This is a genomic window from Solirubrobacter ginsenosidimutans (genome assembly GCF_027587205.1).
Map to the genome: position 1 here is coordinate 139,502 of NZ_JAPDOD010000020.1, position 18,283 is coordinate 157,784.

The window sequence follows — 18,283 nt, forward strand, 5'->3', positions numbered from 1 at the left end:
GAGGATGGATGCGTAGGACCCGTTGGGCCGCCGGTGCGGGTGCCGGATTGCTCGCACTCATGGCGCTGCCCACAGCAGCGCTGGCCGATGGCAAGACACTTCAGCTGGCCAACGACGGCAAGCTGCCGCTTGAGGTCGGGCTCAACTCCGTCTGGGTGCTCGTAGCCGGCATCCTGGTGATGTTCATGCAGGCGGGCTTCGCCTTCCTGGAGATCGGCTTCTCACGTGGAAAGAACGCCGGCACCGTGGTCGCGAAGATCCTGGTCAACTTCTCGATCTGCGCCATCTGCTTCTACGCCGTGGGCTTCGCTTTTGCCTTCGGCGAGGGCAACCAGTTCATCGGCACAAGCGGCTTCTTCCTGGCCGGCGTGGACGCCGGCAAGAACTTCCCGCTCGTCGACGTCGCGCAGGGCACGATCACCGTCGAGACGCTCTGGTTCTTCCAGTTCGTGTTCGCCGCGGTCTCGCTCGCGATCGTCTGGGGCACCACGCTCGAGCGGATCAAGTTCGGCGTCTACGTGATCTACGCGATCGTGTTCTCGTCGATCATCTACCCGATCGGCGCCCACTGGATCTTCGGCGGCGGCTGGCTCGCCACGAGTTTCCACATGCAGGACTTCGCCGGTTCGACCGTGGTCCACCTCATGGGTGCCACCGGCGCGTTCGCCGCGCTGCTGCTGCTCGGCGCACGCCGCGGCAAGTACGGTCCTGACGGCAAGCCGCGTGCCATTCCCGGCCACAACATGCCGCTGTTCGGTCTCGGCGTGCTGATCCTGTGGCTCGGCTGGTTCGGCTTCAACCCGGGGTCCGGCCTGAACGCGCTCGACGGGCGCTTCCCGGAGATCGCGATGGTCACCAACCTCGCGGCCGCCGCGGGCGTGATCACCGCCGTCGCGATGATGTACTTCAAGACCAAGCGGATCGACATCGGCATGGCCGGCAACGGCGCGATCGCCGCGCTCGTGGCGATCACGGCCCCGTCGGGCTACGTCGAGCTGTGGGCGGCGCCGATCATCGGCGGCATCGCGGGCGTCATCGTCGTCGTCGGCGTGCTGGCGATCGACAAGTACATCGACGACCCGGTCGGCGCGCTCTCCGCGCACGGTCTGGCCGGCATCTGGGGCACGATCTCCTGCGGGCTCTTCACGGCGCCGCGCCTAGCCGCGAAGAACGGGGTGGGCGAGGGCGGCCTCTTCTACACCGGCTCGTTCACGCAGCTGTTCGACCAGATCGTCGGCGTCCTCGCCGCGTTCGCCTTCGTGTTCAGCTGTTCCTACCTCACCTTCTTCCTCATCAAGAAGACCTACGGGCTGCGCGTCAGCGCCGAGGAAGAGGACGCCGGACTGGACATTTCCGAGCACGGCATGTACGGCTACCCGGAGCAATTCATCCCGGCTCCGGAACTGGTCGGGTACGCACCGGCCGCCACGCCGGTCGGACTCGGTCAGTCGCCCGCGGCCACGACCCGTGAGGTTCCCGCATGAAGAAGATCGAGGCATTCATCCGACACGAGGCATTCGAGCCGATCCGCATGGAGCTGCTCGAGCTGGGGTTCCCGTCCCTGTCGATCTCCGAGGTCAAGGGATCGGGGCGCCAGAAGGGCATCACCGAGCGCTATCGCGGCGCCGAGCTGACCAACTGGCTGCGGCCGAAGGTCAAGATCGAGTGCGTGGTCGCCAGCGGTGACGTGCAGACGGTCGTCGACGCGATCCTCAAGCACGCTCGCACCGGCTCCATCGGCGACGGCAAGGTGTTCGTCCTGCCGGTCGAGGAGGCCTACCGGATTCGCACGGGCGAGTCCGGCGAAGAGACCCTGCAGGCACACCCAGGGGTCGCCGCGCAGGCGGCCTCTTAGAGGCACCCTGGCCATAAGGCGGATTTGAGCGGGGCGGCCCACCACAGCCGCCCCGCCCAGTGAAGGAGGCGTATTGAACGTGGCGATGGAGGTCCAGCCGGAAGATCGCGGAACCACCGTGATGGAGCGGGTGAGGGCCGTGCACTTGCGGATGGTGGACGCGGTCCTGAGCGGTGATGGTCTCGAAGGCGTGGCCGCGCTGGCCGCGTCGGAGACCGGTGGGGTCGTGGCGATCGTCGTTCCGCGCCTGGGCGCGGCGGCGGCCTCCGGAGCCGTTGCCGATCTCGCGGGGCTGCGCCGGTACGTCGGCGAGCGGGCGCGTGCCCGGGCGGCCGCCGTGCCGCCGGGTGTGGCGGCCGAGGTGCCGATCGCCACAGGTGACGAGCAGTTGGGCGCGGTCCTGCTGCTCTCAGACGACGAGCCGGCTCCCGACGCGATGGAGTTCCTGCACGTCGCCGCCGTGGCCTGCCTGACCGAGGTCGCCGTCGAAGAGGCGCGGCTCGAGGTCGAGCAGAACCTGCGCGGGTCCTTCCTGGAGGAGCTGCGCGGACGTGATGACCTGGAGCCCGACGAGGTCCTGCGTCGTGCCGCGCGCTTGGGCTGCGATCTCTCGCGCGGGGCGGTGGCGCTGTGCGCGGAGCTCTCCTCGGATCGCCCGCGGCACGTGGTCGCGACGATCGCGGGGGAGCACCCGGGCGCGCTCGCCCAGCACATGGACGGCGGCGGAGGCTCAGGGCGGGTCTACGCGCTGCTGCCGGCCGTCGGCGGGGCGGACGCCTCGGCCACGCTGACCGCGGCGCGCCGTCTGGCGGCGCGGCTGCAGCGCCACGGGACCGTGGGCGTGTCGTCCTTCTACGCCGACGTGGGTGACCTCGGGCGCGCGATCCAGGAGGCCGAGCTCGTGCTCGACGTCCTGCGCCGTTCAGACGTCCCGATCGACGAGGACATCGGCACCGGTACGTACCGCCTGTTGTTCCGCGTGCTGGCCTCGCACCCCGAGGAGGTGCGGTCCTTCTACGACGACACCGTCGCGCCGCTGGTGGCCTACGACGGCCAGTATTCGACGGACCTCGTGGGGACGCTGTCGGCGTACCTGGAGCGCAACTGCAACATGAACGCGACCGCCTCGGCGATCTACGCGCACCGGCACACGGTCGCGTACCGCCTGGAGCGGGTGAAGGAGCTGACGGGCCTGGACCCTCTGCTGTCGGAGGATCGTGAACGGCTGGGCCTCGGCTTGAAGGCCTACCGGATCATCGCTCCTCGTTTGCATAGGTAGGCCGAACCTTCCGGCGTCATCCTGGGTTCCAATGCCCAGGATGATGTTGGGACGGATCGCGGCCGCGGCGCTGGCCTTGACGTTCGCCGTGGCGGCGCCCGCGACCGCCGCGGTGACGATCGAAGGCACCGACCTCGGTGACTTCCTGTTCGGCACGCCGACCGAGGATCAGGTGCTCGCCAAAGGCGGGGACGACACGGTCTTCGGCCTCGGCGGCAAGGACCGCATCGACGGCGGGCCGGGCAACGACCGCATCCAGGGCGACGGCGTCTGCCCGCCCGGTGCGGAGCGGCCTGACGTCTGCACGGACGACGACGACCGCTCCGGCGACGAGGACGTCCTGCGCGGCGGCGACGGCGACGACGTCCTGCTCGGCGGGCGTGGCAACGACCACCTCGACGGCGGGCCCGGGGTCGACTCGATCTCCGGTGACGTCGGCAACGACACGATCGTCGGCGGAACGGGCGACGACGAGATCGACGGCGGCACCGGGATCGACAAGATCGACGCGGGCGACGGCGACGACTGGATCGCGACCGGGCCGGGCTCGGACACGATCGACGCCGGCGCCGGGAACGACCTGATCGCGACCGAGTCCGGCAACGACCGCATCGACGGCGGCAAGGGCAACGACGAGATCTCCTCCGGGGGCGGGAAGGACCGGATCGACCCCGGGCCGGGCCGCGATCTGGTCGAGTCCGGGGCCGGTGCTGACACGATCGACGCCCGCGACGGAGAGCGCGACAAGATCAACTGCGGTTCGGGCACTGACACCGTCTACGCCGACGCTCGCGACAAGGTCACTGGTTGTGAACATGTCAAGCATCACGCACGCACTTAACACTGGTACTTTTCCGCGCTCCGGCCGGGCGTGTGGCCCGGCGAAAGCGCAGTGGAGAGGCCAAATGGCGACCGGCACCGTGAAGTGGTTCAACGACGACAAGGGCTTCGGGTTCATCACCCCCGACGACCAGGGCGCTGACCTCTTCGTCCATCACTCAGGCATCAACGCCGACGGGTTCCGCACGCTCCGTGAAGGCGCGCGGGTGTCTTATGACTCGGAAGCCGGTCCCAAGGGCCCGAAGGCCGTCAACGTAACGCCGCTCTAGTCACGCGTCCGTCCGCGCCGACGCGCGCGGGGACCGGGAGGTCGGCGATCGTGACGTCGAAGGAGCCGCTGGTGTCGCCCTGGGCCGCGGTCGCGCGGCCGGTCAGGCCCGGGGAGACGCGGTAGTCGACCGTGAAGCGGCCGGCGCGCGAGGCGACGAGCTTCCAGACCAGGACCTTGGACTCGCCAGGGCCGAGCGTGCCCGCCGACCACGTGTTGACCGTGACGACGTCGCCGCCGACGGGTCCTGCATCCAGGACCCAGATCGGCCGGCCCGAGTCGGCGAGCGCGGGGTCGTTGGAGCGCTGGCCGAACGAGATCGCCGCGTTGCCTTCGACGGGCTTGGTCTCGACGGTCACGGCGACGTTGCGCAGGGTCTCGTCGTCGGCGTTCTTGACGCGCACCCGCAGCTGCACGGATTCGGCGATGTGCTGGCGCTTGGGGAAGGTCGCCGAGACGATCTGGACCTTGAACTCGCCCGAGGGCTCGTCCGCGTCCTGGCGCTCGGCCGCGCCGCAGCCGGTGGCGAGCACGGCGAGGACGATGACGGCGCGGCGCATTTGACTGCGGAACGTACCAGCGGGCGTTAATCTCGCGCGCCAGTGCCGAGCCTGCCCGTGCCGGAAGGACTCTCGCGCGACGGTGTCGCGCTGCGCCGCCTGCGCGCCCGCGACGCGGGCGCGTTCGCGCAGGCGTTCCGGGAGGACCCCGAGCTGGGCATCGTCATCGGCGCCGAGGAGGACCCGACGGAGAACGGCGTGCGGCGCTTCATCGCCCGCCAGCCCGGGCTGCGGGCGCGCGGCGAGTTCCTCGGCCTGGCGGTGACCGACGAGACCAAGCGCCCGTTCCTCGGCCACGTGATGCTCCACACGCTCGCGTGGCGCCACAAACGGGCGGAGGTCGGCTATTGGCTCGTGCCCGCCGCCCGCGGGCACGGCGTCGGCGGTAAGGCGGTCAGCCTGTTGGTCGATTGGGCGTTCGAGCAGCTCGAGCTCGAGCGGATCGAGATCACCACCACGCCCGACAACGGGGCCGCGAGGGCGCTCGCCACCTCGCTCGGGTTCGTCGAGGAGGGGGTGATGATCGGCCGCAATCTGGAAAGAGGGCGCCGCGTGGATGTGATGCTCCTGGCCCGTTTGCGCAAGTAACTGCGCGTCAACACGTTCCAAGCCCGTAATCTAGGCGCCTCTAGAGGGGAGAGGAGACAGGTGGTTCGCAGCGCCGCTGACCGCGTCTTCCTGCCGGCAAAGGGCTTGCTGGAGGAAGTCGGGGACATGATGATCCTTACGGGGAAGACGATCGTCTCGGCGATCCGTCCGCCCTACCCGTACGGCGGCGAGTTCGTCCAGCAGTTCCTGTTCGCGCTGCGCCTGTGCTGGTTCCCCCTGATGATCTCGACGATCGCGTTCGGCTACGCGGCGCCGGGGCTGCAGGCCTCCAACTTCCTGACGCTGTTCGGTGCCAACGACCGGCTCGGCGGCTTCTTCGTGCTGGCGTCGATCCGCGAGTTCGCGCCGTTCGTGACCGCGATCGTGCTGGCCGGCGTGGCGGGCACCGCGATCACCGCCGACCTCGGCGCGCGCAAGATCCGCGAGGAGCTCGACGCGTTGCAGGTGCTCGGCGTGGACCCGGTGAAGAACCTCGTCGTGCCGCGCTTCCTCGCGCTGATGCTCGTGACGGGGATGTTCGACGTCTTCGCCGTGCTCTTCGGCATCTTCGGCGGCCTCGTCGCCAACGGCGTCAACCAGCAGCCCGTCGGCCCGTTCTTCGCGAACCTGCTGACCAACGCGAGCATCCCGGACCTGTGGGGCAGCGTCCTGAAGTGCACGCTGTTCGGCGCGATCATCGCGGTCGTCTGCTGTTACAAGGGCATGACGGCGAGCGGTGGCGCCGCGGGCGTGGGGCGCGCCGTCAACCAGGCCGTGGTCATCTCGACGCTCGGCGTCTTCGCGTTCAACTACGTGTTCACGCAGACGCTGCTGGCCACCCACCCCGACATCCTCAACATCAAATGAACGACTGGCTGGCGGTCCCGCGCGACTGGCTCGCGACGTTCGGCGAGATCATGCGCTTCTCCGGGCGCGTCGTCGGCGAGGTCTTCGGCCTGAAGGTCTTCAAGTACTTCGGCGAGGCGCTGCGCCAGGCCGGCGTGCTGATCCTCTCGAGCACGCTCGTGATCTGGGGCCTGACGTTCATCATCGGCCTGCAGTGCGGCATCGAGGCCGCCTACTTCAACCGCGCGACCGGCGCCCCCGCCTACGCGGGCGTCTTCGCCGCCTGGTGCGATCTGCGCGAGCTGATCCCGTACGCCTTCGGCTACATGATGGCCGCCAAGGTCGGGACCGGCATCGTCGCCGAGCTCGGCAGCATGCGGATCTCCGACGAGATCGACGCGCTGGAGGTCATGGGCATCTCGTCGATGACCTTCCTCTGCGCGACCCGCCTGATCGCCTCCTGGCTCGTCCTGCCCTTCGTCTATCTCGCCGGCATCGGCGCGGGCTTCCTAGCCTCCTATTTGGCGGTGGTGGAACAGATAGGCGAGGTTTCAAGCGGCGGCTACTCGCTGATCTTCTGGATGTTCCAGAACCCTCCCGACCTCCTCTTCAGCTTGATCAAGGCGATGGTCATGGCGACCGTGATCGTCCTCGTCGGCTGTTACTACGGCTACACGGCGAGCGGCGGCCCCGTCGGCGTCGGCACGGCGACGGCGAAGTCGATGGTCCTGAACATCGTGCTCGTCCATCTCATAGGCATGCTCGGAACCCAGGTCTTCTGGGGCGCGAACCCACGCGCACCCATCGGAGGTTGACGTGACGGACCACGAAGACGAATACAAGTGGCACACCGGAAAGAAGCGCCCCAGCGGCGTCGAGGACGCGGTCGAGTTCGTCGACGTCCACAAGGCGTTCGGGCGCAACAAGATCCTGCGCGGGCTCAACATGGGGATCCCGAACGACAAGATCTCGATGATCCTCGGGCCGTCGGGCACCGGGAAGTCGGTCTGCATCAAGCACATGGTCGGGCTGCTCTATCCCGACCAGGGCGACGTGCTCGTCCACGGCGAGTCCGTGCCCGGGATGCGCGACGAAGAGCTCTTCGAGATGCGCAAGAAGTTCGGCGTGCTCTTCCAGGACGGCGCGCTGTTCGGCTCGATGAACCTGTGGGACAACGTCGCCTTCCCGCTGCGCCAGCACACCGACAAGAGCGAGGACGAGGTCGCCGACATCGTCAACGGACGTCTGCGCGAGGTCGGCCTGGAAGGCTCGGCCGACAAGATGCCCAACGAGCTCTCCGGCGGCATGCGCAAGCGCGCCGGCTTCGCTCGCGCGCTCGTGCTGGACCCGGACATCGTGCTCTTCGACGAGCCCGACTCGGGCCTAGACCCCGTGCGCACTGCGCTGCTGTGCGAGCTGATCCAGGAGATCCACGAGGAGAACGGCGGCGCCTACGTCGTGATCACCCACGACATCATGTCCGCCAAGCGCGTCGCCGAGTACATCGCCGTGCTGTGGAAGGGCCGGATCGTCGAGTCCGGGCCCGCCGACGAGCTCTTCGACTCCGACAACCAGTTCGTCCGCCAGTTCCTGTCCGGGGCCTCGAAGGGCCCGCTGGGCATGGAGTAAGCGCTTGACGGTCGCCCGCTCCGCCGTTCTGATCGCCGTCGCGCTGGTCGCCGCGCTCGCGATCTACCTCTTCGCCGTGCGCGGGGGCGGGCATGAGTACACGCTGATCTTCGAGAACGCGGGCCAGCTGGTGAAGGGCGACAACGTCCAGATCGGCGGCCGCGCGGTGGGGTCGGTGCGGTCGATCGAGCTGACCTCCACCAACCAGGCGGCGGTGCGGATCGGCGTCGAGGAGCCGTACGCGCCGCTGCGCGAGGGGACGCAGGCGATCATCCGGCTGACGTCGCTGTCGGGCATCGCCAACCGCTACGTGGCGATCTCGCCGGGGCCGGACGCGAGCCGCACGCTGCCCGACCACTCGACGCTGACCACGGCCTCGACGACGACGGCGGTCGACCTCGACCAGATCTTCAACACCCTGGACCCGAAGACGCGCAAGAGCCTCCAGGGCGTGATCACGGGCTTCCAGACCGAACTCGACGGCAAGGGCCCACAAGCCGCGGCGGCGACGGAGTACTTCAACCCGCTGCTCTCGAGCGCGCGCCGGCTGGTCACCGAGACGACGGAGGACGAGGATGCGCTGACCCGCTTCATCGTCTCCTCGTCGCGCACGGTGAGCGCGATCGCCGAGCGCCGCGACGACCTCGCCGATCTCGTCGGCAACGCGAACGCCACCACCGGGGCGATCGCCTCCGAGAACCGGGCGCTCTCGCAGGCCTTGTTGCTGCTGCCGACGACGCTGCGCCGCGCCAACTCGACGTTCGTGAACCTGCGCGCGACGCTCGACGACCTCGACCCGCTGGTCGCGGACTCAAAGCCCGCGACCAAGGACCTGGCGCCGTTCCTGCGCGAGCTGCGCCCGCTCCTGCGCGACGCGCGGCCGACGATCGCCGACCTCTCGACGCTGCTGGGCCGCCCCGGGCCCAACAACGACCTCGTCGACGCGACCCGCAAGCTCCCGGGCTTCCAGAAGGTCGCGAGCCCGGCGTTCGCCAACGGCACGGGCGCGCTGAAGAAGGGCGAGCCGGTGCTCGAGTTCGCGCGCCCCTACATTCCCGAGCTGGTCGGCTGGTTCCGCGACTTCGGCGTCGGCGCCGCCAACTACGACGCCAACGGGCACTACGCGCGCATCCAGCCGATCTTCAACGCCTTCCAGCTCGAGGAGCTGCCAGCGGGCCCCGCCCAGCTCGTCCCGCTGCCGGTTGCCCAGCGCCTCGACGGCCTGCAGACCGGCATGCTCAAGCGCTGCCCGGGCGCCGCCAGCCAGCCGCCGATCGACGGCTCGGCGCCGTACCGCGACTCCGGCGGCAACCTCGATTGCGATCCCACCCAGGTGGTGGCGGGCCCATGATCGAGCCCGGCCAGCGGCTGCGGCGGGACCGACCTCAGGTTTCGGGCACCACCAAGGTGGTGTCGTGATGCTCAGGCGGCTCGTCCCGATCGTGCTCGTGCTCGCGGTGATCGTCGTGGCGATCGTGCTGATCGCGTCGCAAGATGACAAGCAGGGCTACCAGGTGCGCGCGATCTTCGACAACGCCGGGTTCGTCATCCCCGGTGAGGACGTCAAGATCGCGGGCGTCAAGGTCGGCAAGGTCGCCTCGCTCGACGTCACGCCGGACTTCAAGGCGGCCGTCGTGCTCGACATCACCGAGCCCGGCTACCAGGACTTCCGCAACGACGCGAGCTGCATCGTGCGCCCGCAGAACCTGATCGGCGAGCGCTTCGTCGAGTGCAAGCCGACGCAGCCGCGCTCGGCCACGGCGCAGGCGCCGCCGAAGCTGAAGGAGATCCAGCGCGGGCCAGGCAAGGGCCAGTTCCTGCTGCCGGTTTCGAACACGATGCAGACGGTCGACATCGACCTGATCGGCAACACGATGCGCGAGCCCGAGCGCGCGCGGCTGTCGCTGATCCTCAACGAGCTCGGCACCGGCCTGGCGGGTCGCGGCAGGGACCTCAACGACGTGATCCGGCGCGCCAACCCGGCGCTGCAGGAGACCGACAAGGTGCTCGCGATCCTCGCCCGCCAGAACACGCAGCTCGAGCAGCTCGCGGTCAACTCGGACACGGTGCTGGCGCCGCTCGCGCGCGATCGGGCGAGCGTGGCGGGCGCAATCCGCAACTCGAGCTCGGTGGCCGAGGCGACGGCCGAGAAGAGCGCCGCGCTCGAGGCGGACATCCAGACGCTGCCGCGGTTCCTCGACGAGCTCCAGCCGACGATGGAGCGCCTCGGCTCGCTGTCGGATCAGACCACGCCGCTGCTCGTCGACCTGCACGCGCGCGCCGGTGACATCAACAACGTCGTGCGCCGCCTCGGGCCGTTCTCCACCGCCGCGATCCCCGCGGTCGACTCGCTCGGCGAGGCCGCCAAGACCGGCACTCCCGCGGTGGTAGCCGCGCAGCCCGTGATCGCCGACCTGCGCGGCCTCGCCAAGGCCGTGCTGCCGGTGGGCGTGACGCTGCGGCAGGTGCTCGAGTCCTTCCAGGAGACCGGCGGCATCGAGCGCCTGATGGATTACATCTTCTACCAGGCGTCCGCGGTCAACGGCTTCGACGCCGTCGGCCATTACCTGCGCGCCGCGCTGATCGTCAACCAGTGCGCGACGTACGTGCAGGTGCCGGTCGCGGGCTGCTCGGCGAAGTTCCCGACGGACACGGCTTCGTCCTCCGGAGCCACGGCCAACGTGTCCAGCGCGGTCGACGCCGTCGGTGACGACCCGGTGCTGCGTGCGACCGCGATCGCGCTCGCACGCGCGCTCGGGCAGGAGGTCGAGAAGGCCAAGAAGGAGGTCGCGGCCGGGAAGCGGACGACGGCGAAGAAGACGCCGGCGTCGAAGCGGGCCAAGCGGGCGAAGGACGCGCCGCTTGAGTCCGTCCCGACGGTCGCGCCCACCGCGTCGGCCACGCCCGCCCCGCCGCTTGAGTCCGTGCCGACGGAGACGCCCGGCACGCCACCGGCCGAGACGGCCGCGCCCGCGACGGCCGCCGCACCGACCGAGACCGCCACCCCGAGCGGCGATCCCGCCGACGCGCTGCTGGACTACCTGTTCGGCAAGGACGGCGGCGGATGAGGACGCGCGGCGGAAGCGTCGCGGGCAACCCCGTGTTGATCGGCGCCGCGACGGTGCTGGTGATCCTCGTCGCCGTCTTCCTCTCCTACAACGCCAACAAGGGCCTGCCGTTCGTCCCGACCTACCAGCTCAACGCGGAGGTCCCGAGCGCGGCCCAATTGGTCGTCGGCAACGACGTCAAGATCGGCGGGACCCGCGTCGGCGCCGTCTCGACGATCAAGCCCAAGACGCTGCGCGACGGGTCCGTGATCGCGGTGCTCGGCCTGACGCTGGACAAGGACGCCGGCCCGCTCCCGAAAGACTCCACGCTGCTGGTCCGCTCGCGCTCGGCGCTCGGCCTGAAGTACGTCGAGATCACCCGCGGGCATTCGACCCAGGGCTACCAGGACGGCGACACGATCGCCCTCGTCCACGCCAAGACGCCGGTCGAGCTCGACGAGTTCCTGAACATGTTCGACGAGAACACGCGGGCGGCGTCGCAGGCCAACCTCGAAGGCTTCGGGACCGCGTTCGCGGGCCGCGGCGAGTCGATCAACACGGCGATCGGCGCGTTCCGCCCGCTGCTGCGAGACCTCGTCCCGGTGATGCGGAACCTCTCGAGCCCGCAGACGGGGCTCGGGACGTTCGTCACCGAGCTCTCGGACACCGCCGCGATCGTCGCTCCGGCGGCGGAGACGCAGGCTTCGCTGTTCCGCAACGTCGATGCCACCATGGCCGCGCTGCGCGTGGTGTCGCGCCCGTACATCCAGGACTCGATCACGGGCGCCAAGCCGGCGCTGGACGCGGGCATCGAGAGCCTCCCGCGCCAGCGGCCGTTCCTGGCCAACACCGAGGGCCTGATGCGCGAGCTGCAACCGGGAGTCCACGCGCTGCGCACCGCCGCGCCGGAGCTCGCGAGCGCGCTGCAGACCGGCATCGAGGTGCTGCCCAAGACGCCGCCGCTCAACCAGCGCCTGAACTCGCTGCTGCAGGAGCTCAAGACGTTCGCCGAGGACCCGCTCGTCCCGCGCGGCATCCAGAACACGACCGACCTCGTGAACTCGCTCAAGCCGACGCTCGACTACCTCGCGCCCACGCAGACCGTCTGCAACTACCTGACGCTGTGGTTCCGCAACATCTCTTCGCTGCTGAGCGAGGGCGACCGCAACGGCACCTGGCAGCGCTTCATCATCGTCACCACGCCGCAGGGCCCCAACAACGAGGGCGGCCCCTCGTCGGGGCCGGCCAACGGCCCGACCGCCGCCAACCACCTGCACATCAACCCGTACCCGAACACGGCGGCGCCGGGCCAGCCGAAGGAGTGCGAGGCGGGCAACGAGCCGTTCCTGACCGGGCAGACCGTCATGTCCAACCCCCCGGGCACGCAGCAGGCGCGCACCGAGGGCTACTCGAAGGACAGCAACTAGATGGGCCGCCGCGTGCCCAAGCGCTCGAATGGCTTCATCGGCCTGATGGGGGCGATCCTGGCCGCGGTGATCCTGTTCTTCGGCTTCACCAAGGACATCCCGTTCACCCACGGGTTCCAGATCAAGGCCCAGTTTGAGTCGGCGAACTCGATCCGGCCCAATTCGCCGGTGCGGATCGCGGGCGTCGAGGTGGGCAAGGTCAAGTCGGTCACCGGAGTCGAGGGTTCCAACGCCGCGCTGATCACGATGGAGCTCAAGGACACCGCGCTGCCGATCCACGAGGACGCGACGGCGAAGGTCCGCCCGCGCATCTTCCTCGAGGGCAACTTCTTCGTCGACCTCAAGCCGGGCACGCCGGGCGCGCCGGTGCTGAAGTCGGGCGACACGATCAAGATCACCCAGACGGCGTCGCCGGTGCAGCTCGACGAGGTCCTGACGTCGCTGCAGAGCGACTCGCGCGAGGACCTTCAGAGGCTGCTGGTTGGGCTCGACGCTTCGCTGAACTCGAAGCCGACCCCGGCCCAGAACGCGGACGCGTCGCCGCTGGCGCGCGGGCAGACCGGGGCGGAGTCCTTCAACGACGCGCTGGACGACATCCCCGAGGCCGAGCGCTCGACCGCGCAGGTGCTCGAGGCGCTGCTCGGCACCGAGCCGGGCCGTGACGTCGAGCGGCTGATCAAGGGCACGGCGAACACCGCCGAGGCGCTCGACCGCAGCGAGGGCGCGCTCAAGGACCTGATCACCAACCTGAACCTGACGACCGCGACGTTCGCGTCGGAGTCGGCGAACCTGCGTGCGACGATCCGCGAGCTCCCGCCGACGCTCGCCACCGCCAACGCGGCGTTCACCTCGTTGAACGCGGCGTTCCCGCCGACGCGCGAGTTCGCGCGTGCGATCCGGCCGGGCGTGCGCGAGACGCCGGCGACGATCGCCGCCGCGTTCCCGTGGATCGAACAGGCCCACGCACTGGTCGGCAAGCCCGAGCTCGGCGGCCTGGCGGAGGAGCTCTCGCCCGCGACCCAGGATCTCGCCCGGCTGATCGATCGCGCGACGGAGCTCTTGCCGCAGACCGACCTCGCGTCCAAGTGCCTGCGCGACGTCGTGCTGCCCGCCGGCGATCAGGTGATCAACGACGAGTTCGCGACCGGCTCGGAGAACTACAAGGAGTTCTTCTACGCGCTGGTGGGCATCGCGGGCGAGGGCCAGAACACCGACGGCAACGGCATGTACGTGCGCTTCCAGACCGGCGGCGGCACACAGAGCGTCTCGCTGGGATCGAAGACCGCGAGCACCGGGCAGCTGTTCGGCAACAACGTCGCGGTCCCGCTCGGCAACCGCCCGGCGTACCCGGGCAAGCTCCCGCCCTACAAGCCGGACGCGCCCTGCTACAAGCAGAAGATCCCGGACGTCAACGGTCCCGCCGCCGCCAAGTCGCTGCCGACCGGCGCGCCCGCCGAGACCGCACAGGTCAAGTCCGCGCGCGAGAAGCTGCTCCGCGAGGCCGACCTCTCCGCGGTGCGCCGCAAGCTGCACCCCTTCGGCACGGCGAAGAAGGGTTCGTTGCCGCCTTCGCAGGAGAAGGCGAAGTGAGGACCGCGATCCGCAAGCACTACCTGGACTTCCTCGCCATCCTCGGCCTGCTGGTCGTCGCCGCGGCGGTGTCGACGGTGATCCTCGGCAAGCAGCGCCTGGCGCTGCCGGGGTGGGTGCCACTCGTGGGCAAGGACTTCTTCGTGATCGACGCCGAGATGTCGACCGCCCAGGCCGTCACGCCGGGCCAGGGGCAGACGGTCAACATCGCGGGCGTCGAGGTGGGGGAGATCGCGTCGGTCAAGCTGCGCGACGGCAAGGCGATCATCGGCCTGCGGATCCGGCCCAAGTACGACCGGGTGTACAAGAACGCGTCGGTGCTGCTGCGCCCCAAGACCGGGCTGAAGGACATGGTCGCCGAGCTCACGCCCGGCACGCCCGACGCGGGCCGGCTGCAGGAGGGCGGCGTGATCCCGATCTCCCAGACGCTGCCCGACGTCAACCTCGACGAGATCCTCGCGGCGCTGGACTCCGACACCCGCGACTACCTGGTGCTGCTTTTGAATGACGGCGCGCAGGGGGTCGGGGGCGAGGTCAAGGGGCGCGAGCTGGCGCAGGCGATCCGGCGGCTGGAGCCGACCGCGAAGTACGCGCGGGCGATCAACGAAGGGCTGGCGGAGCGCCGGCGCAACCTCGCCCGCGTGGTCCACAACTTCTCGCTGCTGACCGACGAGCTCGGGCAGCGCGACACGCAGCTCGCGAGCTTCGTGTCGAACTCCAACGATGTCTTCGCCACGCTCGCGGGACAGGACGCGTCGCTGCGGCAGATCCTTCAGAAGCTGCCGGGCACGCTGCAGACCACGCAGACGACGCTCGGGAAGGTCAAGACCTTGTCCGACGAGCTCGGGCCGACGCTGAACGCGCTGCTGCCGGCGGCGAACGCACTCGCGCCGTCCTTGCGCGCGACGCGCCCGTTCCTGCGCGAGTCGACGCCGATCATCCGCGACGAGATCCGCCCGTTCACCCGCGCGGCGCTGCCGACCGTGCAGGAGCTGCGCCCCGCGATGCGCGACCTGGCGGCGGCGACACCGGACCTCACCGCCTCCTTCAAGGTCGTCAACCGCCTGCTCAACGAGGTCGCCTACAACCCGCCCGGAAACACCCAGGAGGGCTTCCTCTTCTGGCAGTCGTGGGTCAACCACGCGGGCAATGCGATCTTCTCGACGCAGGACGCGCACGGGCCGATCCGGCGCGGCCTCGTCGTCCTCTCCTGCTCCAGCGCGCAGCTGCTGGGCTCCGTCGCCCAGGCCAACCCGCAGCTCGGCACGCTCGTCCAGCTGCTCAACGCGCCCTCGCCGGCGCAGATCTGTCCGACGACGGGCGGGTGATTGCGCATGGTTAAGGACGCTCCCGGCCTCGGCAAGATCCTCGCGATGGTGCTCTTCGCGCTGTCGTGCTTCGGGCTGCTCCTGTTCTTGTGGCTCGCCTTCGGCGGGACGGTGCCGCTGAAGCCGAAGGGCTACCGGTTCCACACGTCGTTCGCGGAGGCGGGGCAGCTCGCGCTGGAGGCCGACGTGCGCATCTCCGGCGTGCCGGTCGGCAAGGTCAAGACGATCACGCCCGACAAGCAGACCGGGCGGGCGGACGTCGTCATCCAGCTGCGCTCGCGCTACGCGCCGCTGCCGTCGGACGCCAAGGCGATCCTGCGCCAGAAGACGCTGCTGGGCGAGACCTACGTCGAGCTGACGCCGGGCCGGTCGTCGGCGCAGCCGATCCCCGAGGGCGGCGAGCTGCCGGCCTCGCAGGTGTCGGACACGGTCGAGCTCGACGAGATCCTGCGCGCGTTCGACCCCCAGACGCGGGCCGCGTTCCAGGACTGGATGCAGACTCAGGCGCAGGCGATCTCCGGCCACGGCCAGGATCTCAACGACGCGTTGGGGAACCTGGCGCCGTTCGCCGAGGACACCGCGGACATCGTCTCGATCCTCAACAAGCAGGAGGGCGCGGTCTCGCGCCTGATCGCCAACACCGGCGTCGTCTTCGGCGCGCTGTCGGAGCGCGACGGCCAGCTGCGCTCGCTGATCCAGAACACCAACACGGTGTTCGCGACGACGGCGTCGCGCGACGAGCAGCTCAAGTCCGCGTTCCGGGCGCTGCCGACGTTCGAGAAGGAGTCCGAGCTGACGTTCAAGCGGCTGGACGAGTTCGCCGCCGAGACGGACCCGCTGATCACACAGCTGCGGCCGGCGGCGCGCGAGCTCTCCCCGACGCTGCAGGAGCTCGAGAAGATCTCGCCCGATCTGCGCCACCTGCTGGAGCAGCTGCAGCCGCTGATCGACGCCTCGGTGAAGGGCTTCCCGGCGGCCGAGAAGACGCTCGAGGACCTGCGGCCGCTGATCGCCCAGCTCGATCCCGCGACCGCTCAGCTCACACCCGCGGTGGACTTCATCGGCGGCTACAAGCGCGAGCTCACCTCGTTCTTCGCCAACACGACCGCGGCGACCCAGGCCAAGGACCTCGCGACCGGCATCCACTACCTGCGCACCAGCAACCCGCTGAACCCGGAGAACCTCGCGGTCTATCCGCACCGGTTGCCGACCAACCGGCCCAACCCGTACCGCGCGGCGGGCGGCTTCGACGAGCTCGCGAACGGGTTGCCGGTGTACGAGGATCGCCAATGCGTGGCGTCCAACCTGATGCCGACGGTCGTCAACACGCCGTCGACGCTGGTCAACAACGTCGTCGACGCGGTGCCGACGGCGATCCCCTCGCCGGTGGCGACGATCGTGGGCGGGGCCGTGCCGCTTCCGCCGGTCGGGCTGCCGCCGATCCCGCAGGTGCCGCTCACCCCCGAGCAGGCCTCGGCGCTGATCCCCGACCAGCTGCTGCAGCAGATCCAGACCTACGCGTTCGGTGGCGCGACCGGGACGGGCGTCGCCGCGCCGCCGTGCCGCAAGCAGGGACCCTTCACGGTGAGTGGGAAGACCACGCAGTACCCGCAGGTCGACGCCCGCTCAAGCGGGGGGTAGCCGCGTGGTGGCGTGGGTGGCAGCGCGGCCGGCGCGAGTGCTCGCGGTGGTGCTCGTGCTCGCTGTGGTGGGTGGCGGGCTGGCGCTCTGGCGGCTCTCGCCCTCGGCGGCGACGTCGACGCTCGTCGGCTCCGGCTCGGCCTCGGGGCGGGCGACGGACATCGTGCACCGGCGCTTCGGCGACGACGCCGTCTACGTGCTCGTGCGCGGCGACCTGCCGCGGCTGGTCCTGACGTCCGACCTCAACCGGTTGCTCGGGCTCGAAGGGTGCCTGTCGGGGAACGCGCCGGCGGGTGCGGCGGTGCCGGGCGGCGCTTCCGGGGCCTGCGCGGCGCTCGCGCGCGAGAAGCCCGTGCGGGTGGTCTACGGGCCCGGGACCTTCATCAACTCCTCCGTCGAGGAGCTCACCGCGCAGCTGCAGGGCCGCACGCGGGCGCGGGCGGCGCAGGCCGACCGTGCCAAGGAGGCGGCCACCAAGCTCGCGCTCGGGCAGGGCAGGTCGGCGGCTGAGGCGCGCAAGCTGGGCAAGCAGGCCGAGCAGCTGGTGTACGCGCAGTTCGCGCAGGAGCTGCTCGCGTTGAACGCCAAGTACGGGCTGAACCTGACGGGCGCGCCGAAGGTCAACGACCCGGACTTCGTGTACCAGCTCGTCTTCGACCCGGCGCGGGGCGCGCGCGTGCCGAAGGCGCGGTTCGCGTATCTGTTCCCGTCGGCGGACTCGGCTTTGGTCTCGGTCCGTTTGAAGGCGGGGCTGTCGGACGCGGCCCGCGCGCGGGCGGTGGCACTGATCCGGTCCGCGGTGGCGATGCCCGAGTTCAAGCTCGACGGCGGCGGGCGCTACGTGGTCACGGGCGTGCCGGTGCTTGCGGGGGATCTGACGTCGGTGCTGAGCGCGTCGATCTTGCGGCTGCTGCTGGTGGCTGTGGCGGTGATGGCTTTGGTGCTCGCGCTGTTGTTCCGGTCGCGGCTGCGGCTGCTGCCGTTGGGTCTTGCGCTGTGCACGGTGGCGATCGTCTTCGGAGGGTTGGCGCTGTTGGGATTGCCGCTGACGATGGCGTCGATCGCGGTGCTCCCCGTGTTGCTGGGATTGGCGGTCGACTACGCGATCCAATACCAGGCGCGGGCGCGCTCGGTGCGCTCGATCTGCACCGCCGCGCTGGCGACGGCCGTGGGCTTCCTGGTGCTCCTGCTGTCGCCGGTGCCGATGGTCCGGGGCTTCGGGGCGCTCTTGGTCGTGGGTGTGGGGGTGGCGCTGGCGGTCGCGCTGACGGCGGGCACGGCGGTGCTCGCGCTGGCGTCGCGCCGGCGCGCGTCGGCGGGCGCGGTGGCGCGATCGCTGCGCGGGGCGGGCGAGCTGTTCGACGGCGCGGGCGGCGCGTTGCGGC

General features: G+C 70.0%; 17 protein-coding genes. 16 read left to right on the forward strand and 1 reads right to left on the reverse strand.

From position 1 onward, the window contains the following. Positions 1 to 8 precede the first annotated feature (8 nt). The 5 genes from OM076_RS21065 (at position 9) to OM076_RS21085 (ending at position 4,243) form a co-directional block, all read left to right on the forward strand. Positions 9 to 1,484: an ammonium transporter gene (locus OM076_RS21065; RefSeq protein WP_270042030.1), complete on the forward strand. Its 1,476-nt coding sequence runs from the start codon at positions 9 to 11 to the stop codon at positions 1,482 to 1,484. Then, positions 1,481 to 1,855, forward strand: a complete 375-nt coding sequence (locus OM076_RS21070; protein WP_270042031.1) for a P-II family nitrogen regulator — start codon at positions 1,481 to 1,483, stop codon at positions 1,853 to 1,855. The genes OM076_RS21065 and OM076_RS21070 overlap by 4 nt, the downstream gene beginning before the upstream one ends. Positions 1,856 to 1,940: 85 nt before the next feature. Continuing rightward, complete coding sequence (locus OM076_RS21075; RefSeq protein ID WP_270042049.1) at positions 1,941 to 3,134, forward strand: PucR family transcriptional regulator; 1,194 nt, start codon at positions 1,941 to 1,943, stop codon at positions 3,132 to 3,134. 31 nt (positions 3,135 to 3,165) lie between these two features. Then, on the forward strand, positions 3,166 to 3,975 hold the full coding sequence (locus tag OM076_RS21080) for a calcium-binding protein (RefSeq protein ID WP_270042032.1): 810 nt from the start codon (positions 3,166 to 3,168) through the stop codon (positions 3,973 to 3,975). A 64-nt stretch (positions 3,976 to 4,039) separates the two neighbouring features. Further along, positions 4,040 to 4,243: a cold-shock protein gene (locus OM076_RS21085; protein ID WP_270042033.1), complete on the forward strand. Its 204-nt coding sequence runs from the start codon at positions 4,040 to 4,042 to the stop codon at positions 4,241 to 4,243. Here the strand turns inward: OM076_RS21085 and OM076_RS21090 are convergent. After that, positions 4,224 to 4,802: a COG1361 family protein gene (locus OM076_RS21090; protein ID WP_270042034.1), complete on the reverse strand. Its 579-nt coding sequence runs from the start codon at positions 4,800 to 4,802 to the stop codon at positions 4,224 to 4,226. The two genes, OM076_RS21085 and OM076_RS21090, sit on opposite strands and share 20 nt — an antisense overlap. 42 nt (positions 4,803 to 4,844) lie before the next feature. Here OM076_RS21090 and OM076_RS21095 point away from each other — a divergent pair, with 42 nt between their 5' ends. From OM076_RS21095 to OM076_RS46225, 11 genes are all read left to right on the forward strand, one after another. Next, positions 4,845 to 5,390: a GNAT family N-acetyltransferase gene (locus tag OM076_RS21095; protein ID WP_270042035.1), complete on the forward strand. Its 546-nt coding sequence runs from the start codon at positions 4,845 to 4,847 to the stop codon at positions 5,388 to 5,390. A 126-nt stretch (positions 5,391 to 5,516) separates the two neighbouring features. Next, positions 5,517 to 6,257 carry an MlaE family ABC transporter permease gene (locus OM076_RS21100; protein ID WP_270042036.1) on the forward strand — a complete coding sequence of 247 codons (741 nt, stop codon included), beginning with the start codon at positions 5,517 to 5,519 and terminating at the stop codon, positions 6,255 to 6,257. Continuing rightward, positions 6,254 to 7,051: an ABC transporter permease gene (locus OM076_RS21105; RefSeq protein WP_270042037.1), complete on the forward strand. Its 798-nt coding sequence runs from the start codon at positions 6,254 to 6,256 to the stop codon at positions 7,049 to 7,051. Before OM076_RS21100 ends, OM076_RS21105 begins: the two co-directional genes overlap by 4 nt. A gap of 1 nt (position 7,052) precedes the next feature. Further along, entirely contained in the window at positions 7,053 to 7,865 is an 813-nt protein-coding gene (locus OM076_RS21110; protein ID WP_270042038.1) for an ABC transporter ATP-binding protein, read from the forward strand. A 4-nt stretch (positions 7,866 to 7,869) separates the two neighbouring features. Continuing rightward, a complete protein-coding gene (locus OM076_RS21115) occupies positions 7,870 to 9,216 on the forward strand; it encodes an MlaD family protein (protein WP_270042039.1) in 1,347 nt (448 codons plus the stop codon). A gap of 67 nt (positions 9,217 to 9,283) precedes the next feature. Then, the gene (locus OM076_RS21120; RefSeq protein ID WP_270042040.1) at positions 9,284 to 10,933 is read left to right on the forward strand and encodes an MlaD family protein; all 1,650 of its coding nucleotides are present in this window, start codon (positions 9,284 to 9,286) and stop codon (positions 10,931 to 10,933) included. Further along, entirely contained in the window at positions 10,930 to 12,339 is a 1,410-nt protein-coding gene (locus tag OM076_RS21125; protein ID WP_270042041.1) for an MlaD family protein, read from the forward strand. The genes OM076_RS21120 and OM076_RS21125 overlap by 4 nt, the downstream gene beginning before the upstream one ends. A 12-nt stretch (positions 12,340 to 12,351) precedes the next feature. Next, complete coding sequence (locus tag OM076_RS21130) at positions 12,352 to 13,929, forward strand: MlaD family protein (protein ID WP_270042042.1); 1,578 nt, start codon at positions 12,352 to 12,354, stop codon at positions 13,927 to 13,929. Further along, positions 13,926 to 15,257 carry an MlaD family protein gene (locus OM076_RS21135; RefSeq protein ID WP_270042043.1) on the forward strand — a complete coding sequence of 444 codons (1,332 nt, stop codon included), beginning with the start codon at positions 13,926 to 13,928 and terminating at the stop codon, positions 15,255 to 15,257. The genes OM076_RS21130 and OM076_RS21135 overlap by 4 nt, the downstream gene beginning before the upstream one ends. Before the next feature lie 6 nt (positions 15,258 to 15,263). Continuing rightward, positions 15,264 to 16,898 carry an MlaD family protein gene (locus tag OM076_RS21140; protein WP_270042044.1) on the forward strand — a complete coding sequence of 545 codons (1,635 nt, stop codon included), beginning with the start codon at positions 15,264 to 15,266 and terminating at the stop codon, positions 16,896 to 16,898. A 16-nt stretch (positions 16,899 to 16,914) separates the two neighbouring features. After that, the coding region (locus OM076_RS46225) for an MMPL family transporter (protein WP_270042045.1) at positions 16,915 to 18,283 on the forward strand (1,369 nt) is incomplete at its 3' end.